This window comes from Moorella sp. E306M (assembly GCF_006538385.1).
Lineage (GTDB): Bacteria > Bacillota > DSM-521 > Neomoorellales > Neomoorellaceae > Neomoorella.
This window is the reverse complement of record NZ_BJKO01000001.1, coordinates 1,226,537-1,241,378: the sequence shown is the minus strand read 5'-3', so window position 1 is coordinate 1,241,378 and position 14,842 is coordinate 1,226,537. Positions and strand designations below refer to the sequence as shown.

The window sequence follows — 14,842 nt, the reverse complement described above, 5'->3', positions numbered from 1 at the left end:
TACCTAAGTGATTCTATTTTAACGCAAAAAACTTATTGGCGCAAGGCAATAACAATTTTGCGGTTCGGTTCCTGCCCTTCGCTAAAGGTCAAGATCTCATTATCGTTTTGCAGTGCGGTATGGATGACGCGCCGCTCCTGGGGATTCATGGGTTCAAGGACAATCCTTTTCCCGGTTGCTTTTACCCGCGCCGACAAGCGGCGGGCAAGATTGATTAATGTTTGCTCCCGTCGTTTGCGATAACCTTCTACATCCAGGATAATCTTAACTTTATTTTTTAATACCCGATTTACAGCCAGGTTGCATAGATACTGCAGGGCATCCAGGTTATCGCCCCGTCGGCCGATTAAGATACCCAGCTCTTTACCATGAAAACTGACAAAAAAGTATCCTTCCCGCTGCCGGATTTCGATGTCTGCTTCAATGTTCATGGCTTTCAAGACCCGCGTTAAAAAGTCATTAATCACCTTTTCCGGGCTATCAGGCAGAACAACTTTTACCCGGGCCTGGCGTGAACCCAGCAAACCTAAAAAACCTTTACTGCCTTCTTCTAAAATATAAATTTCAACTTCTTCCCTTTTGGCCCCTAAACTTCTCAGCGCTGCCTCAATGGCTTCCTCAACAGTCTTGCCGCTGGTTTCAATCTCCTTCATTTGGCGCTGATTTCCTCCTTCACCAGCTGCGGTTGCCGGCGTATTAACCATTGTTCTAAAATGCCCATTAAACTAAAAGTTACCCAGTAGAGAGAGAGGCCGGCTGGAAAATTCCGGCTCATCCAGCCTATTAGTAGTGGCATGACAATAAGCATTGTTCTCTGGGTCTGGTCCTGATTGCTGCTTACCATACTTACCTTTTGCTGGAAAAAGGTGCCCAAGGCGACTAAAATAGGTAAAATATAGGGATCCGGTTGTCCCAGATTGCTTATCCATAAAAAGTTGGCGTGAGCCAGTTCTACATAGGCCGGATGATGAACAGGATCAAAGAAGGTACGCAGGGCACTGAATAAAGCAAAAAGAATGGGCATTTGCACCAGCAAAGGCAGACATCCCCCCAGGGGATTAACGCCCTCCTTCTGGTATAATTCCATCATTGCCTGCTGGGCCTTCTGCGGGTTACCTTTATACTTTTTTTGCAATTCCTGGATCTTGGGTTGAAGTTCCTGCAACCGTCTCATAGAACGCAGTTGCCTGTAGGTCAAAGGGAAAAGGATTACCTTAACGAGAATGGTAAATAAAATTATAGCCAGACCGTAATTGGGTATACCTAACGTCCGGGTAATATTATATAAAAATTGTATTGATTGTGACAGGAAATCAATTAATATACTCAAGTAGCCCCACTGCCTTCCCTCTTTTTTTTTAGGAAAAGGCAGCCTTCACCTCCACATTGGCTTTAACGAAGCGGGTCATAACCTCCAGGGTGCCACGGGTGACAGCGTGCCACCCTTTTGAAGGCCAGGAAACTTCCCCGCAGCACTCCATATCTGGTAATTGCTTCCAAAGTATACTGGGAACAACTGGGATAAAAACGGCAATTTTTTCCCAGGAAAGGAGATATAAATATCTGGTATAAACGTATCAAGAACACAATACTTTTTTTAATCACCCAGGCCACTGCTTTCCTTTTTAACTAAAATTTTCCCCCAGCGTCCCAAATTTAATACTTCTTGCTCCAATTCATTATAGCTACTTTGCACTGCATTTTCCCTGGCTACCAGCACTACATCCAAACCCGGCTGGAAAGAAGTTAAATGTTTGCGACAAATTTCTCGCAGGCGGCGTTTTAATAAATTACGCTTTACAGCTTTGCCTACTTTTTTGGAAATGGAAAAACCAAAACGGGTCTGACCACAGATATTGGGCGCGTAATACATTTTTAATATTTTACCGCTTATTTTGCGTCCTTGACGGTAAACTCGGTGAAAATCCCTTGCCTTGACAATACGCCGCCCTGCAGTTAACAACATCCTGCCCCCAGGATAAAGGGATAAGCCTGCCTTAAGCAGACAGGCGTTTACGACCTTTCCGGCGCCGCCGTTTGATAATTTCCCGCCCGGCCTTAGTGCGCATTCTCTTTAAAAAGCCATGAACCCTTTTATGGCGTCTCCTTTTGGGTTGATAAGTCCGTTTCAAACTTGTTTTTCCCTCCTACCAAATTTATCTTTTATCTTTTTCCAGCCGTATCATTCAAATTATAGCTGAGTCTTTTTCCATCTGTCAAGGAAAAGGAATTTTTGTTGCCTGTTGATAGTTATACCCAAAGCTGTTAAGATAAGATTGCATGATTGCTTTTATTCCCATCACTTATCCCCACTTTTCATGTTATATACAACAGTATTTATTAACATCTTCCCCAGGGAGGTCTCTTTTTTGCCACCCAATCAACTCGATCTAGCCTGGCAACAGGTATTGTCCATCTTGGAAAAAAAAATTAGTTTCTCCGCCCTAGAAGCCTGGTTTTTTGATGCCCGGCCGGTAACTATGCAGGGTAACACATTGGTTCTGGCTGCAGCCAACGAATTTGCCCGCGATTATATCCAGAGCCGTTTTTATCCTTTGGTACAGGATGCTCTGCAGAAAGTACTGGGCCGGGAACCAATTAATATCCAGGTCATTTGCTTTTCACCGGCTGGAGACCGGGCCACGGTTACCTCCGAGTCAGGAGATGACGACCTGCCTCGGCTTAACCCTAAGTACACTTTCGATACCTTCGTTGTTGGCAACAGCAATCGCTTCGCCCATGCGGCCTGCCTGGCAGTAGCCGAAACCCCGGCTCATTCTTATAATCCTTTATTCATTTACGGCGGCGTTGGCTTAGGGAAAACCCACCTCATGCAAGCTATCGGCCATCACGTACGCCAGCACTTGCCCAATTTTCGGGTCCTGTACATCTCTTCGGAAAGGTTTACCAACGACCTGATTAACGCCATTCGCGATGAGCAGACGGAAGAATTCCGAGCTAAATACCGTAACATCGATGTTCTCCTTATTGATGATATCCAGTTTCTAGCAAAAAAGGAAAGTACCCAGGTTGAATTTTTCCATACCTTCAATCACCTGTATGAAGCCAACAAACAGATAGTAATTTCCAGCGACCGGCCTCCTAAAGAAATACCTACCTTGGAAGATCGCTTGCGGTCGCGTTTTGAATGGGGGCTTATTACCGATATCCAGCCGCCCGATCTGGAAACCAGGATGGCCATCTTAAGAAAGAAAGCAGCTGCTGAAAATATTAGTATTCCGGATGACGTCATGTTTTTTATGGCCCAAAAAATAGATTCTAACATCCGGGAACTTGAAGGAGCTTTACTCCGGGTGGCAGCCTATGCTGCCTTTACTAAAGAAGAAGTTACCATTGAGATGGCCGAAAAGCTTCTTAAGGATGCTTTAAATCTGGCCCGTCCGAAGCCTATTACCATTAACCTTATCCAGGAAGTGGTGGCCCGCTATTTCAACCTGAAGCCGGAAGATTTAAAGGCCAAAAAGCGGAACCGTGCGGTAGCCTTTCCCCGGCAAATAGCCATGTACCTTGCCAGGGAAATGATCGATGCTTCATTGCCCCAAATCGGTGAAGCCTTCGGCGGCAGGGACCATACAACAGTCCTCCACGCCTATACCAAGATACGCGATGATTTAAAAAGCGATCCATCCCTGTCTCAGATAATATCCCAGCTTATGCAGGAAATTAGAAACCAGTAATCCACAAAGCAAAACTCCGATCCTGCCTGCATTAGCGATTGCTATCAACATTTCCACAGGCCCTATTACTACGGCTACTATCATCTTTAGTTAGATGATGATGATGATGGAGGAAGCCTCTCATGCATATTTCCTGTTCCCAACCCCAGCTTCTACAAGCCGTTCAAAAAGTTCACCGTGCTGTAGCCACGACTACTACTTTACCAGCCCTTACAGGTATTTTATTCCAGGCTGAAGAAAATATGCTAACGTTACAGGGAACTGATCTCGATTTAGGCATTATTTACAGTTTCCCGGTAGAAGTTTTAACCCCCGGCGAACTTCTGCTGCCGGCCCGCATTTTTACAGAAATGGTGCGGCGTTTACCACCTACTAACCTTTCATTACAGGCCCTGCCGGATAATACTGTAGAGATAACTTATATGCAGTCCAGGGTCCACTTAAACAGCTTTGATCCCAGCCAGTTTCCTTCCCTGCCAGACATTGAGGGCAATATTTCCTTGGAAGTTGATTTAAACATTATCAAAGATGCTGTCCGCAAGGTAAGTATAGCTACCAGCAGTGATGATTTGCGTAGTATCTTTAGTGGTATATTACTGGAAATAAAACCGGATGGGACACAATTTAACCTGGTAGCTACCGATACCCACCGCCTGGCCGTCTACCGAGGCCCTTTGGCCGGAGTTACCAGCAACGAACCGGTAAACGCTCTTATTGGTAGCCGCTCCTTAAATGAGCTGGCCCGTCTGCTCCCAGGTGAAGAAGGTCAGGTGCAGATAACTGTTGGCTCCAGCCAGATTTTTGCCCGCTATGAAAACTTAAAGATGTATGCGCGCCTGCTTGATGGCAAATTTCCCCATTATCGCCAGGTTATACCTCAATCTTACGTTACTAAAGTAAAGGTGGCTACCAGGGATCTACTGGAAACAACAGAACGCGCTACCCTGCTGGCCAGGGATGAAATAAAATCCCGTTCCTATATCATCTTTTTGCAGGTTGATGAAACTTTAAAGATTACCAGCGAGGCTGCTGAAGTTGGCCACCTGGAGGAGGAACTGGCGGCCCAGATTGAAGGTGAGCCTTTAACCCTGGCCTTGAACGGCCGTTATTTACTGGAAACGCTGCGTATAATAGACACGGAAGAGGTTATCCTGGAGCTATCGGCACCTTTAAAACCGGTAGTTGTGAAACCGGATGGTGAAGATAATTATTTCTGCCTTATTCTGCCGGTAAGGATCAATACCACACCGGAAAACAATTCGCCGGGTGTCTAAAGGGGGTAATTATGCCCAGTAAAAACGTACCTATTACTACTCCAACTATCCGGCTGGACCAGTTTTTAAAATGGGCTGGTATAGCAGCAACCGGCGGCCAGGCTAAAGCGATGATCGCCGGCGGCCTGGTACGGGTTAACGGGCAGGTTGAGAAACGCCGCAGCCATACTTTAGAGCCTGGCGATGAGGTGGAGGTCAAGGGTGCCAGCTTTAAGCTTACGGCAGCTCCAGTTGACTAATTTTCGCTGTTACCGCGAGTTGACCTGGCACTGCCAGCCGGGCCTGAATATTATCCAGGGTCCAAATGGGGTCGGTAAGACCAATCTTTTGGAAGCTATTGGTTATTTAAGCTTTGCCCGCTCTTTACGCCAGCAGCAGGACCAGCACCTGGTAACCTGGGGAGAAAGCTCTTTTCAGATAAAAGGTTGCTGTAATTCCAGCCAGGAAAACGTGGAGCTTGCTATTATTTACCAGCACAATCACAAAGAGTTAACAATTAACGGTCAGAACCACCGCTTAGTTGATCTGCTAGGAATTTTGCCGGTTATATATTTTGGACCCGAGGACCTGCTCCTTTTAAAAGGTGCACCTGTCTACCGGCGCCAGTTCCTGGACCGGGAGATAAGCATCCTTGACCGGCTTTATTGCCATAACCTCCAGTCTTATCGCCGCCTCCTTTTACAGCGCAACCGTTTACTGCGGGAGATCAAGGCCGGCCGGGGAAAAGACCAGGATCTTGAACCCTGGAATATCCAGCTAGTATCTACCGGAGCGGCCATTATCCAGAGAAGACGGGCCTTTATCCAGTCCCTGGAACCACTGGCAGCAGCCATTTACCGGAGTATGGGTGCCAGGGAACAGCTAACCCTTATCTACCGGCCCAGCGTCGGCGATTATGATGACTGGCTGGCAAAAATAACTGCCGGACAGGAGAGGGAGATTCAGGCGGGCTTAAGCCTCTGGGGACCCCACCGGGACGATTTCTCTTTTTTTGTTGGTGATCATGAAGCGCGTTTCTTTGCTTCCCAGGGACAGCAGAGGTCGGCGGTACTGGCCCTTAAAATTGCTGAAGCCAGGATTTTTATGCAGGTCATAGGTAAGAGGCCCATTTTGCTTCTGGATGACGTTTTTTCCGAGCTGGACAGCAAACGCCAGCAGGCCCTGCTGGAACTCTTGGCCACCGCCGGCCAAATCTTTTTAACGACAACAGAGTTGACCAGACTGCCGGCCAGTCTCCTGGAGCAAGCCACCATCTGGCAATTATCAGGAGAAAGAAAGTTAGTGGCAGGATAAATAAGACAATAATTTCTAAAAGGGAAGGAGGTTTTGTATGTACCTGCACATAGGTAATGAGATGGATGTTCCATGTAAGGACATTATCGTCATTCTTAACTTGAGCACAACCGGCCGGTCCACGGTTAACAGGGAATTTTTAAAGGCGGCCAAACTTCAAGATAAAGATCCCGCTTCCGGGGGTTATAAATCCTGCATTGTTACTGATAAAGACATATATTTTTCCAGCATTTCTTCCGGCACTCTGATGAAGAGAGCCAGCTCAATCTTTAGCAACCTGGAACAGGAATAAAAACTCCGGCCGCGCCTCAGGACCTGCTTTACGCCTGCTTGAAGGAAGCCTGTCTTTTGTGCTATATTTGTCAGGGTAAGTTTTACCTGGGAGGAAAAGATGGAACAGATTCACACGGAATATGATGCCAGTCAAATCCAGGTTCTGGAGGGCCTGGAAGCCGTGCGCCGGCGACCCGGGATGTATATTGGCAACACCGGGGTCCGGGGCCTGCACCAGCTGGTTTTTGAACTAGTGGACAACAGTATTGACGAGGCCCTGGCCGGCTTTTGCGATCGCATTGAAGTAATTATTCATCAGGACGGCAGCCTGACGGTTACCGACAACGGCCGCGGTATCCCGGTGGACATCCATGAAAAAACGGGGTTACCAGCCGTAGAAGTAGCCCTAACCATGCTCCATGCGGGGGGTAAATTCGGCGGCAACGGCTACAAGGTAGCCGGCGGCCTCCACGGCGTAGGCCTTTCAGTTGTCAACGCCCTTTCCGAGTGGCTGGAGGTAAAGGTAAAACGGGATGGCAAGGTATACCAGCAAAAGTACCGCCGGGGCAACAAAGTATCGGATTTAAAGGTCGTCGGAAAAGCCAAGGGTACGGGCACCAGCGTCACCTTTTTCCCGGACAGAGGGATTTTTGAGGATATAGTTTTCCAGGATGAAATAATTGCCCGGCGTTTGCAGGAGTTATCCTTCTTAAACCGGGGCGTTAAAATAATTTTCCGGGATGAGAGAAACGACACTGAAACCACCTATTACCACACCGGCGGATTGATTGACTTTGTTCGTCAGTTAAATAAAAACAAGGCAGTCCTCTTCAACAAACCCCTCTACTTTAGCGGGGAAAAGGATAACGTGCAGGTTGAAATAGCCCTGCAATATAACGACGGTTATAACGAGCTCATCCTTTCTTATGCCAATAATATCAATACCACCGAAGGCGGCACCCACGAAATCGGTTTTAAAACGGCCCTGACAAGGGCGATCAACGATTATGCCCGTAAATTTAATATCTTAAAAGAAAACGACAGCAACCTGGCCGGCGAAGACATCAGGGAAGGCCTGACGGCTGTCATCAGCGTCAAGGTGATGGAACCGCAGTTTGAAGGCCAGACCAAGACCAGGCTGGGCAACACGGAAGTGCGGGGCATCGTCGACGCCCTGGTGGCGGAGCATTTAAGCGCCTACCTGGAAGAAAACCCCACCATTGCCCGGCGGATTGTCGATAAAGCTTTAAATGCCTTCCGGGCCCGGGAGGCGGCCCGCAAGGCGCGGGAGTTGACACGGCGCAAGAATGCCCTGGAGATAACTTCTTTGCCAGGGAAACTGGCCGACTGCACCCACAAGGACCCGGCCGTGGCCGAGCTTTTCCTGGTGGAGGGTGATTCTGCCGGCGGTTCGGCCAAGCAGGGCCGCGACCGGCGTTTCCAGGCCATCCTGCCTTTGCGGGGTAAAATCTTAAATGTCGAGAAGGCGCGGCTGGACAAGATTTTAAATAACGAAGAGATCCGGACCATCATCACCGCCCTGGGTACAGGTATTGGCGATGATTTTAACATCAACAAGGTCCGCTATCATAAGACTATCCTTATGGCCGATGCCGATGTGGACGGTTCCCATATCCGGACGCTGTTGCTTACCTTTTTTTACCGTTACATGCGGCCTTTAATCACCGAAGGTTATATCTATATCGCGCAGCCGCCCCTGTATAAAGTTTCCCGGGGTAAAACAGAGCACTACCTCTATAATGACGCCGAACTGGAAAGATTTTTACAGAACCATGCCGGTGAAAAATGGGAAGTCCAGCGCTATAAAGGCCTTGGCGAAATGAACGCCGACCAGCTCTGGGAAACGACCATGAACCCGGAAACCCGCACCCTGCTCCGGGTCAACCTGGAGGATGCTGCGGAAGCTGATGCCATCTTTAACATCCTTATGGGTGACCGGGTGGAGCCGCGGCGGGAATTTATCCAGCAACACGCCCACGAAGTCAGAAACCTCGATATATAGGGTGGAGGGGGTCTGACCCCCGTTTTTCTTTAGAACTGTTTGGCGTTAGCTTCCAGCAGGTTATATTTTAGGTAAAGGGTCACTTTTGAAAGAAGGTGGAAAATACTTTGGCCTTGCAAGAGGGCGGTAAAATTCTAGAAGTCAACCTGGAAGAGGAAATGAAGCGGTCCTACATTGACTACGCCATGAGCGTAATTGTGGGCCGCGCTTTGCCCGATGTCCGCGATGGCTTGAAACCCGTTCACCGGCGTATCCTTTATGCCATGTACGAAGAGGGATTAACGCCGGATAGGCCCCATAAAAAGTCGGCTGTCGTCGTAGGTACGGTGCTGGCTCGTTACCACCCCCACGGCGATGCCGCCGTCTATGAAACCATGGTCCGCCTGGCCCAGGATTTTGCCTGCCGCTATCCCCTGGTGGACGGCCACGGCAACTTCGGTTCCGTCGACGGCGACTCAGCGGCGGCCATGCGCTATACCGAAGCCCGGCTGGCGAAGATTGCCCTGGCCATGCTGGCCGATATTGATAAAGAGACCGTCGACTTTATCGATAACTATGACGGCAGCCTCAAGGAACCGGTGGTGCTCCCGGCGCGGATTCCCCAGCTTTTGGTCAACGGGTCGGCGGGGATTGCCGTGGGCATGGCAACCAACATCCCGCCCCATAACCTGGGAGAAGTCATCGATGCCCTGGTATACCTTATTGACAATCCGGAGGCCGATCTCAAAGACCTGACCCGGATTATCAAAGGACCGGACTTTCCTACCGGGGGCCTGATTATCGGCCGGGAAGGAATTAGAAACGCCTACCGGACCGGACGGGGCAGTATCAAAATCCGGGCCAAGGCCCAGGTGGAGACCTTAAAAAGCGGCAAGAGCCAGATTGTGGTGACGGAAATCCCCTACCAGGTCAACAAGGCCCGCCTGGTGGAAACCATTGGCGAGCTGGTGCGGGAGAAAAAGATCGACGGCATTACTGATCTACGGGACGAGTCCGACCGGACGGGGATGCGGATCGTCATCGAGCTGCGCCGGGACGTCCAGCCCAGGGTTATTCTTAACCAGCTCTATAAGCATACCCAGCTGCAGGAGAATTTCGGGGTCATTATGCTGGCCCTGGTGGACGGCCGGCCGCGGGTTCTCAATTTGCGGGAAATGCTGACTCTCTATCTGGATCACCAGAAGGAGGTAGTCACCCGCCGTACCCGCTACCTTCTGGCCCAGGCCGAAGCCCGGGCCCATATCGTTGCGGGCTTACGCATTGCCATTCAGTTTCTCGATGAAGTAATCAAGATTATCCGCCAGTCTCCCAATGAACCAGAAGCCTGCCGGGGCTTGATGGAGCGTTTTAATTTGAGCGACAGGCAGGCTAAAGCCATTGTCGACATGCGTCTGGGTCGCCTTACGGCTCTGGAAAGAGAAAAACTGGAGGAAGAATGGCAGGAACTGCAAAAGCGCATTGCTTACCTGAAAGAAGTCCTGGATAGCGAAGCCATGGTCTACGGCATAATTCGAGAGGAACTCCTGGAGTTTAAAAATAAATTTGCCGATCCACGTCGCACGCAGATTATGCTGGATGAAGAAAACCTGGAGGTAGAAGACCTCATTGCCCGGGAAGATATCGTCGTCACCCTGTCCCATCGCGGTTATATCAAGCGCCAGCCGGTAGACACCTACCGCAGTCAGAAACGGGGCGGCCGCGGCATCCAGGCCATGGGTACCAGGGAAGAAGATTTTGTCGAAGATATCTTTGTAACTACCACCCATCATTACCTCCTTTTCTTTACCAACCAGGGTCGTGTCTTCCGCCTGAGGGGACATGAAATCCCTGAAGCCAGTCGCCAGGCCCGGGGGACGCCGCTGGTTAATTTAATTTATCTAAACAAGGGAGAAACCATCACCGCCGTCATTCCCATCCGCGACCTGAATGAAGACGCTTACCTCTTTATGGCTACCAGGCAGGGTACGGTCAAGAAAACCTCCTTGGCTGAATACCACACTTCCCGCCGGGACGGCTTGATTGCCATAGGTTTGGATGCAGGTGATGAGCTCATCGGCGTCCTGCGTACGGAAGGCAATCACGAAGTTATCCTGGTGACACGCCAGGGCAAAGCCATTCGTTTTGCCGAAGATGAAGTACGGCCCATGGGCCGGGCCGCCCACGGCGTGAAAGGCATCACTCTGGAGGACGGTGATGAGGTTGTCGGCCTGGTCCGGGTTAAAGAGGGGGCTGAGCTGGTTGTTGTTTCCGCCAATGGTTTTGGCAAAAGGACGCCCCTGGAGGAGTACCGTACCCAGAGCCGGGGCGGCAAGGGTATTATTACCATGAACGTTACCAGACGAACCGGTCCGGTGGCAGCTGTAGCCGTTGTTACCCGGGATGACGAACTGATGCTGATCTCAGCCGACGGGATTCTCATCCGCCTGGGGGTGGAAGACATCTCCCGCCAGGGCCGCAATACCCAGGGAGTTACCCTGATGCGCCTGGAACATAATGACCGCGTGGTAGCTATGGCTCGTGTTCAATAAAATTTAAATTTCGCAGGAAAGATAAGGTTGTATTAAAAGGTTATTGCTTCAGAAGGTACCCTGTAGTAGAATGAAGCTGTGCAGCCAGAAAGGTCGAAGAGTGTAGCAATGGGGGGAAGAAAGATGGCAGCAGAAAAGGGAACCTGGACGGTAAAGAAGGGCCTGGCGGAGATGTTGAAAGGCGGCGTCATCATGGACGTCACCACCCCAGAACAGGCTAAAATTGCCGAAGAGGCCGGGGCCTGCGCCGTGATGGCCCTGGAACGGGTGCCGGCCGACATCCGCGCTGCCGGCGGGGTGGCCCGCATGGCCGACCCTACGGTTATCTTACGGATTATGGACGCCGTAACCATCCCGGTGATGGCCAAGGCCAGGATCGGCCATTTCGTGGAGGCGCAGATTTTAGAAGCCCTGGGCGTTGACTATATCGATGAAAGCGAAGTTCTCACCCCGGCCGATGAAGAGTTCCATATCAATAAACATGAATTCAAAGTGCCCTTTGTCTGCGGCGCCCGCAATCTCGGCGAGGCTTTAAGGCGCATCGGCGAAGGGGCGGCCATGATCCGCACCAAGGGGGAGCCCGGTACCGGCAATGTCGTGGAAGCCGTTCGTCATATGCGCCGGGTCATGAGCGAGATCCGGCGGGTGCAGAACCTGCCCGATGAGGAATTGATGACCTTTGCCAAAGAAATTCAGGCTCCTTATGAACTGGTCAAGCAGGTGAAGGAACTGGGGCGCTTGCCGGTGGTCAACTTCGCCGCCGGCGGTATCGCCACCCCGGCGGATGCCGCGCTAATGATGCAGCTGGGCGCCGACGGCATCTTTGTCGGCTCCGGTATCTTTAAATCAAGCGACCCCATGAAGCGGGCACGGGCCATTGTAGCCGCCACCACCCACTTCCGGGAACCGGAAGTCCTGGCCGAGGTATCTAAAGACCTGGGCGAAGCCATGCCCGGGTTGGACATTGCCACCATCAGGCAGGAAGAACGCATGCAAGAACGCGGCTGGTAATAGCGAGGCGAGTTAAAAATGAAAATTGGCGTACTGGCCATGCAGGGTGCCTTCCGGGAGCATATTGCCTCCCTGGCGGCCCTGGGTGTTGAGGGTGTAGAGATCCGGCGGGAAAGGCAGCTGGAAGATATTGACGGGCTGATCATACCGGGCGGCGAGAGTACGACCATCGGCAAGCTAATGGTAGACTTCAACCTTCTGGAGCCCATCCGCGAACTGGCGGCGGAAGGGATGCCGCTCTTTGGCACCTGCGCCGGGATGGTGCTCCTGGCCAGGGATATAATCGGCAGCGACCAGCCCCGGCTGGGACTGATGCACGTGAGTGTCCAGCGCAATGCCTTTGGCCGCCAGGTGGACAGCTTTGAGGTCGACCTGGAGATCCCCGTCCTGGGAGAGGAACCCTTCCATGCCGTCTTTATCCGCGCTCCCTACCTGGAGAGGGTAGAACCCCCGGCGGAATCCCTGGCCACCTTTATGGGTAAGACCGTCATGGCCCGTCAGGGGAACCTCCTGGCGACGGCCTTTCACCCGGAATTAACTAATGATTTGCGAATACACCGCTATTTCCTGGAGATGATAAAATAAAAGGGCTGGCGACAGCCCTTCTTTTAATATTATGAAAGCAGGTCAACTTTTTGCCCGCAGCATAGATATCTTGAAAGCCTACCAGGCCTCGACGGGTGCCTTCCCGGCGGCCCCTGATTACCCGCCCTATAATTACGTCTGGCTGCGGGACGGGACCTTTATCGCCCGCGCCCTAGACCTGGTGGGGGAAAGGGAAGCCGCCAAGGGGTTTTACCGCTTTGGCGCCCGCACTATCATCGCCCACAGCTACAAGGTAGAGCGGGCCCTGGCGGCTGTAACCCGGGGTCAGCCCATAGGAGATGCCAGCTGCCTCCATACCCGCTATACCCTCACCGGGGAAGAGGGCCGGGAGCCCTGGGGAAATTTCCAGCTGGACGGCTACGGCACCTTCCTCTGGGGCCTGGCCGCCCACCTGCAGGCCGGCGGCCCCTGGGAAGATATTTACCGCCGGGCCGTTGACCTGGTGGTGCGCTACCTCACCGGCCTCTGGCAGCACCCCTGCCTGGACTGCTGGGAGGAATACGGTGACTACCGCCACCCCTCCACCCTGGCGGCCATATATGGCGGTTTGAAGGCCATTTTACCCTGGCTGGGAGATCGAAATGAAGTCATAGCAGTACTGGAACAGCTGCCCGACCGGGCCCGGGAAGAATTTGTCCGGGACGGCCACTGGGTCAAGTTTGCCGGGCAGGATGCCGTTGATGCCAACCTCCTCTGGCTGGGAGTGCCCTTCGGCCTCTGCAGCCTGAATGATCCCGTTTTCGCGGCGACGGTGGCCAGGATTGAAGCCGATCTCTGTACAGGCGGGGTGAAACGCTATTCTGCCGATACCTACTACGGCGGCGGCCAGTGGCTGCTCCTCACTGCCTGGCTGGCCTGGTACTACCGCCTGAAGGGAGAAGAAGTTCCTGCGCGGGAACTCCTGGACTGGGTGGAAGCCCGGGCCGATACCAACGGCTACCTGCCGGAGCAGGTGCCGGAAAACCTTACCTCCGAGGAGCACTATCATTACTGGCTGGAGCGCTGGGGGCCCATCGCCAAACCCCTCCTGTGGTCCCACGCCATGTATATCATTGCTATAAAGGGTATGACAATTGATTAAGACGGCCGCTTGTGGCTGTCTTTTTAACTATTAAGTTACGGTTTTTTTCGTTAAAATGATCTTGACATTAAAAATAAATGATCGTAAACTCTAAATAAAGAAAATGAAAATATATGAAAGGCATATAGGTAATATATGTTCGCAAGCGAACGCAAACAAAAGATAATAGAAATCTTGGAACAAACACCGGCGGTTAGAGTAGCGGAATTAAGCGATCTCTTTCAAGTTTCCGAGGTAACCATCCGCCGTGATCTCCAGGAATTAGAAGCGGCCGGCCTCCTGAAACGTACCCACGGCGGGGCCGTGAGCATTGCCACTGCTTCCTTTGAACCAACCCTGACAGAGAAAGAAGAAGAACACCTGGCAGAGAAAAAGGCCATTGCGCAGGCCGCCATAAATTTGATTGCCGATGGCGATACTATTTTACTGGATGCCGGTTCTACCACTCTGCAGCTGGCCCGCTTGCTGAAGGCGAATAAAAAACACCCCCTGACAGTGGTGACCAATGCTCTCAATGTAGCCTGGGAACTGGCCTTTATCGAAACCATTGATTTAATCCTTACGGGTGGTCACCTGCGCCACTCCACGCTATCATCCGTCGGTCCCATTGCTGACAACACCCTGCAGGGTTTATACGTCGATAAAGTTTTTCTGGCTACAAATGGCCTGGATGTCGAGCGGGGCCTGACTACGCCCAATATCTACGAGGCGCAGACCAAACAGAAGATGGTCAAGGCTGGCCGTGAGGTTATTGTCCTGGCCGACCACAGCAAGTTCGGCCGTATCTCCCTGGGACTCATCTGCCCTGTTACCGCTGTTAATCGCGTCATTACCGATCCCGGTGCTCCTGTAGAGGACTTGGAGCGCCTGAAGGAGCGCGGCGTGGAAGTAATCGTAGCCGGCGGAAACTGAACTGCCAGGAGGGAAGATTGTTGCCTGCACTAGTTGTCACCGTTACCCTGAACCCTTCCCTGGACAAGGTGGCCGTAATAGAAGCATCACTTTGATACCGCCCAGACTAATCGTGGCAGGGTAGGAAGTAAAAAATAGCAGTA

At 51.5% G+C, this 14,842-nt stretch carries 16 protein-coding genes; 11 read left to right on the top strand and 5 right to left on the bottom strand.

Going from position 1 to position 14,842, the window contains the following annotated elements; translation table 11 throughout:
* Window positions 1-32: 32 nt before the first annotated feature.
* The 5 genes from jag to rpmH all read right to left on the bottom strand — a co-directional run bounded on the left by jag (window position 33) and on the right by rpmH (window position 2,132).
* The gene (gene jag, locus FLZ89_RS06560) at window positions 33-653 is read right to left on the bottom strand and encodes an RNA-binding cell elongation regulator Jag/EloR (RefSeq protein ID WP_141263576.1); all 621 of its coding nucleotides are present in this window, start codon (window positions 651-653) and stop codon (window positions 33-35) included.
* Window positions 650-1,330, bottom strand: a complete 681-nt coding sequence (locus tag FLZ89_RS06555) for a YidC/Oxa1 family membrane protein insertase (RefSeq protein WP_141263577.1) — start codon at window positions 1,328-1,330, stop codon at window positions 650-652. Before FLZ89_RS06555 ends, jag begins: the two co-directional genes overlap by 4 nt.
* Window positions 1,331-1,392: 62 nt before the next feature.
* Window positions 1,393-1,602 (bottom strand): membrane protein insertion efficiency factor YidD, encoded by a 210-nt coding sequence (gene yidD / locus FLZ89_RS06550; protein WP_141305300.1) that lies wholly within the window; start codon window positions 1,600-1,602, stop codon window positions 1,393-1,395.
* Window positions 1,598-1,966: a ribonuclease P protein component gene (rnpA, locus tag FLZ89_RS06545; protein ID WP_141263578.1), complete on the bottom strand. Its 369-nt coding sequence runs from the start codon at window positions 1,964-1,966 to the stop codon at window positions 1,598-1,600. Before rnpA ends, yidD begins: the two co-directional genes overlap by 5 nt.
* A gap of 31 nt (window positions 1,967-1,997) precedes the next feature.
* Window positions 1,998-2,132 carry a 50S ribosomal protein L34 gene (rpmH, locus tag FLZ89_RS06540; protein ID WP_141263579.1) on the bottom strand — a complete coding sequence of 45 codons (135 nt, stop codon included), beginning with the start codon at window positions 2,130-2,132 and terminating at the stop codon, window positions 1,998-2,000.
* A gap of 237 nt (window positions 2,133-2,369) precedes the next feature.
* On the opposite strand from rpmH, the gene dnaA reads away from it, so the two are divergent.
* The 11 genes from dnaA (at window position 2,370) to FLZ89_RS06485 (ending at window position 14,699) form a co-directional block, all read left to right on the top strand.
* Window positions 2,370-3,698, top strand: a complete 1,329-nt coding sequence (gene dnaA / locus FLZ89_RS06535; RefSeq protein WP_141263580.1) for a chromosomal replication initiator protein DnaA — start codon at window positions 2,370-2,372, stop codon at window positions 3,696-3,698.
* Window positions 3,699-3,820: 122 nt separating this feature from the next.
* Complete coding sequence (gene dnaN, locus FLZ89_RS06530; protein ID WP_141304662.1) at window positions 3,821-4,972, top strand: DNA polymerase III subunit beta; 1,152 nt, start codon at window positions 3,821-3,823, stop codon at window positions 4,970-4,972.
* Window positions 4,973-4,983: 11 nt separating this feature from the next.
* Window positions 4,984-5,211, top strand: coding sequence for an RNA-binding S4 domain-containing protein (locus tag FLZ89_RS06525; RefSeq protein ID WP_141263582.1), 228 nt, complete (start codon window positions 4,984-4,986; stop codon window positions 5,209-5,211).
* A complete protein-coding gene (recF, locus tag FLZ89_RS06520) occupies window positions 5,174-6,265 on the top strand; it encodes a DNA replication/repair protein RecF (protein WP_141304661.1) in 1,092 nt (363 codons plus the stop codon). Before FLZ89_RS06525 ends, recF begins: the two co-directional genes overlap by 38 nt.
* A 37-nt stretch (window positions 6,266-6,302) precedes the next feature.
* Window positions 6,303-6,557: an extracellular matrix regulator RemB gene (gene remB / locus FLZ89_RS06515; protein ID WP_141263584.1), complete on the top strand. Its 255-nt coding sequence runs from the start codon at window positions 6,303-6,305 to the stop codon at window positions 6,555-6,557.
* Between the two features lie 99 nt (window positions 6,558-6,656).
* Window positions 6,657-8,561 carry a DNA topoisomerase (ATP-hydrolyzing) subunit B gene (gene gyrB / locus FLZ89_RS06510; RefSeq protein ID WP_141304660.1) on the top strand — a complete coding sequence of 635 codons (1,905 nt, stop codon included), beginning with the start codon at window positions 6,657-6,659 and terminating at the stop codon, window positions 8,559-8,561.
* Window positions 8,562-8,719: 158 nt separating this feature from the next.
* Complete coding sequence (gene gyrA / locus FLZ89_RS06505; RefSeq protein WP_253256542.1) at window positions 8,720-11,089, top strand: DNA gyrase subunit A; 2,370 nt, start codon at window positions 8,720-8,722, stop codon at window positions 11,087-11,089.
* Window positions 11,090-11,212: 123 nt separating this feature from the next.
* Window positions 11,213-12,100, top strand: coding sequence for a pyridoxal 5'-phosphate synthase lyase subunit PdxS (pdxS, locus tag FLZ89_RS06500; protein WP_141263586.1), 888 nt, complete (start codon window positions 11,213-11,215; stop codon window positions 12,098-12,100).
* Window positions 12,101-12,118: 18 nt separating this feature from the next.
* Entirely contained in the window at window positions 12,119-12,685 is a 567-nt protein-coding gene (gene pdxT, locus FLZ89_RS06495; protein ID WP_141304659.1) for a pyridoxal 5'-phosphate synthase glutaminase subunit PdxT, read from the top strand.
* A 31-nt stretch (window positions 12,686-12,716) separates the two neighbouring features.
* Window positions 12,717-13,787: a glycoside hydrolase family 15 protein gene (locus FLZ89_RS06490; protein WP_141263588.1), complete on the top strand. Its 1,071-nt coding sequence runs from the start codon at window positions 12,717-12,719 to the stop codon at window positions 13,785-13,787.
* A 135-nt stretch (window positions 13,788-13,922) separates the two neighbouring features.
* Window positions 13,923-14,699 (top strand): DeoR/GlpR family DNA-binding transcription regulator, encoded by a 777-nt coding sequence (locus FLZ89_RS06485; RefSeq protein ID WP_141263589.1) that lies wholly within the window; start codon window positions 13,923-13,925, stop codon window positions 14,697-14,699.
* The last annotated feature ends 143 nt before the right edge of the window (window positions 14,700-14,842 follow it).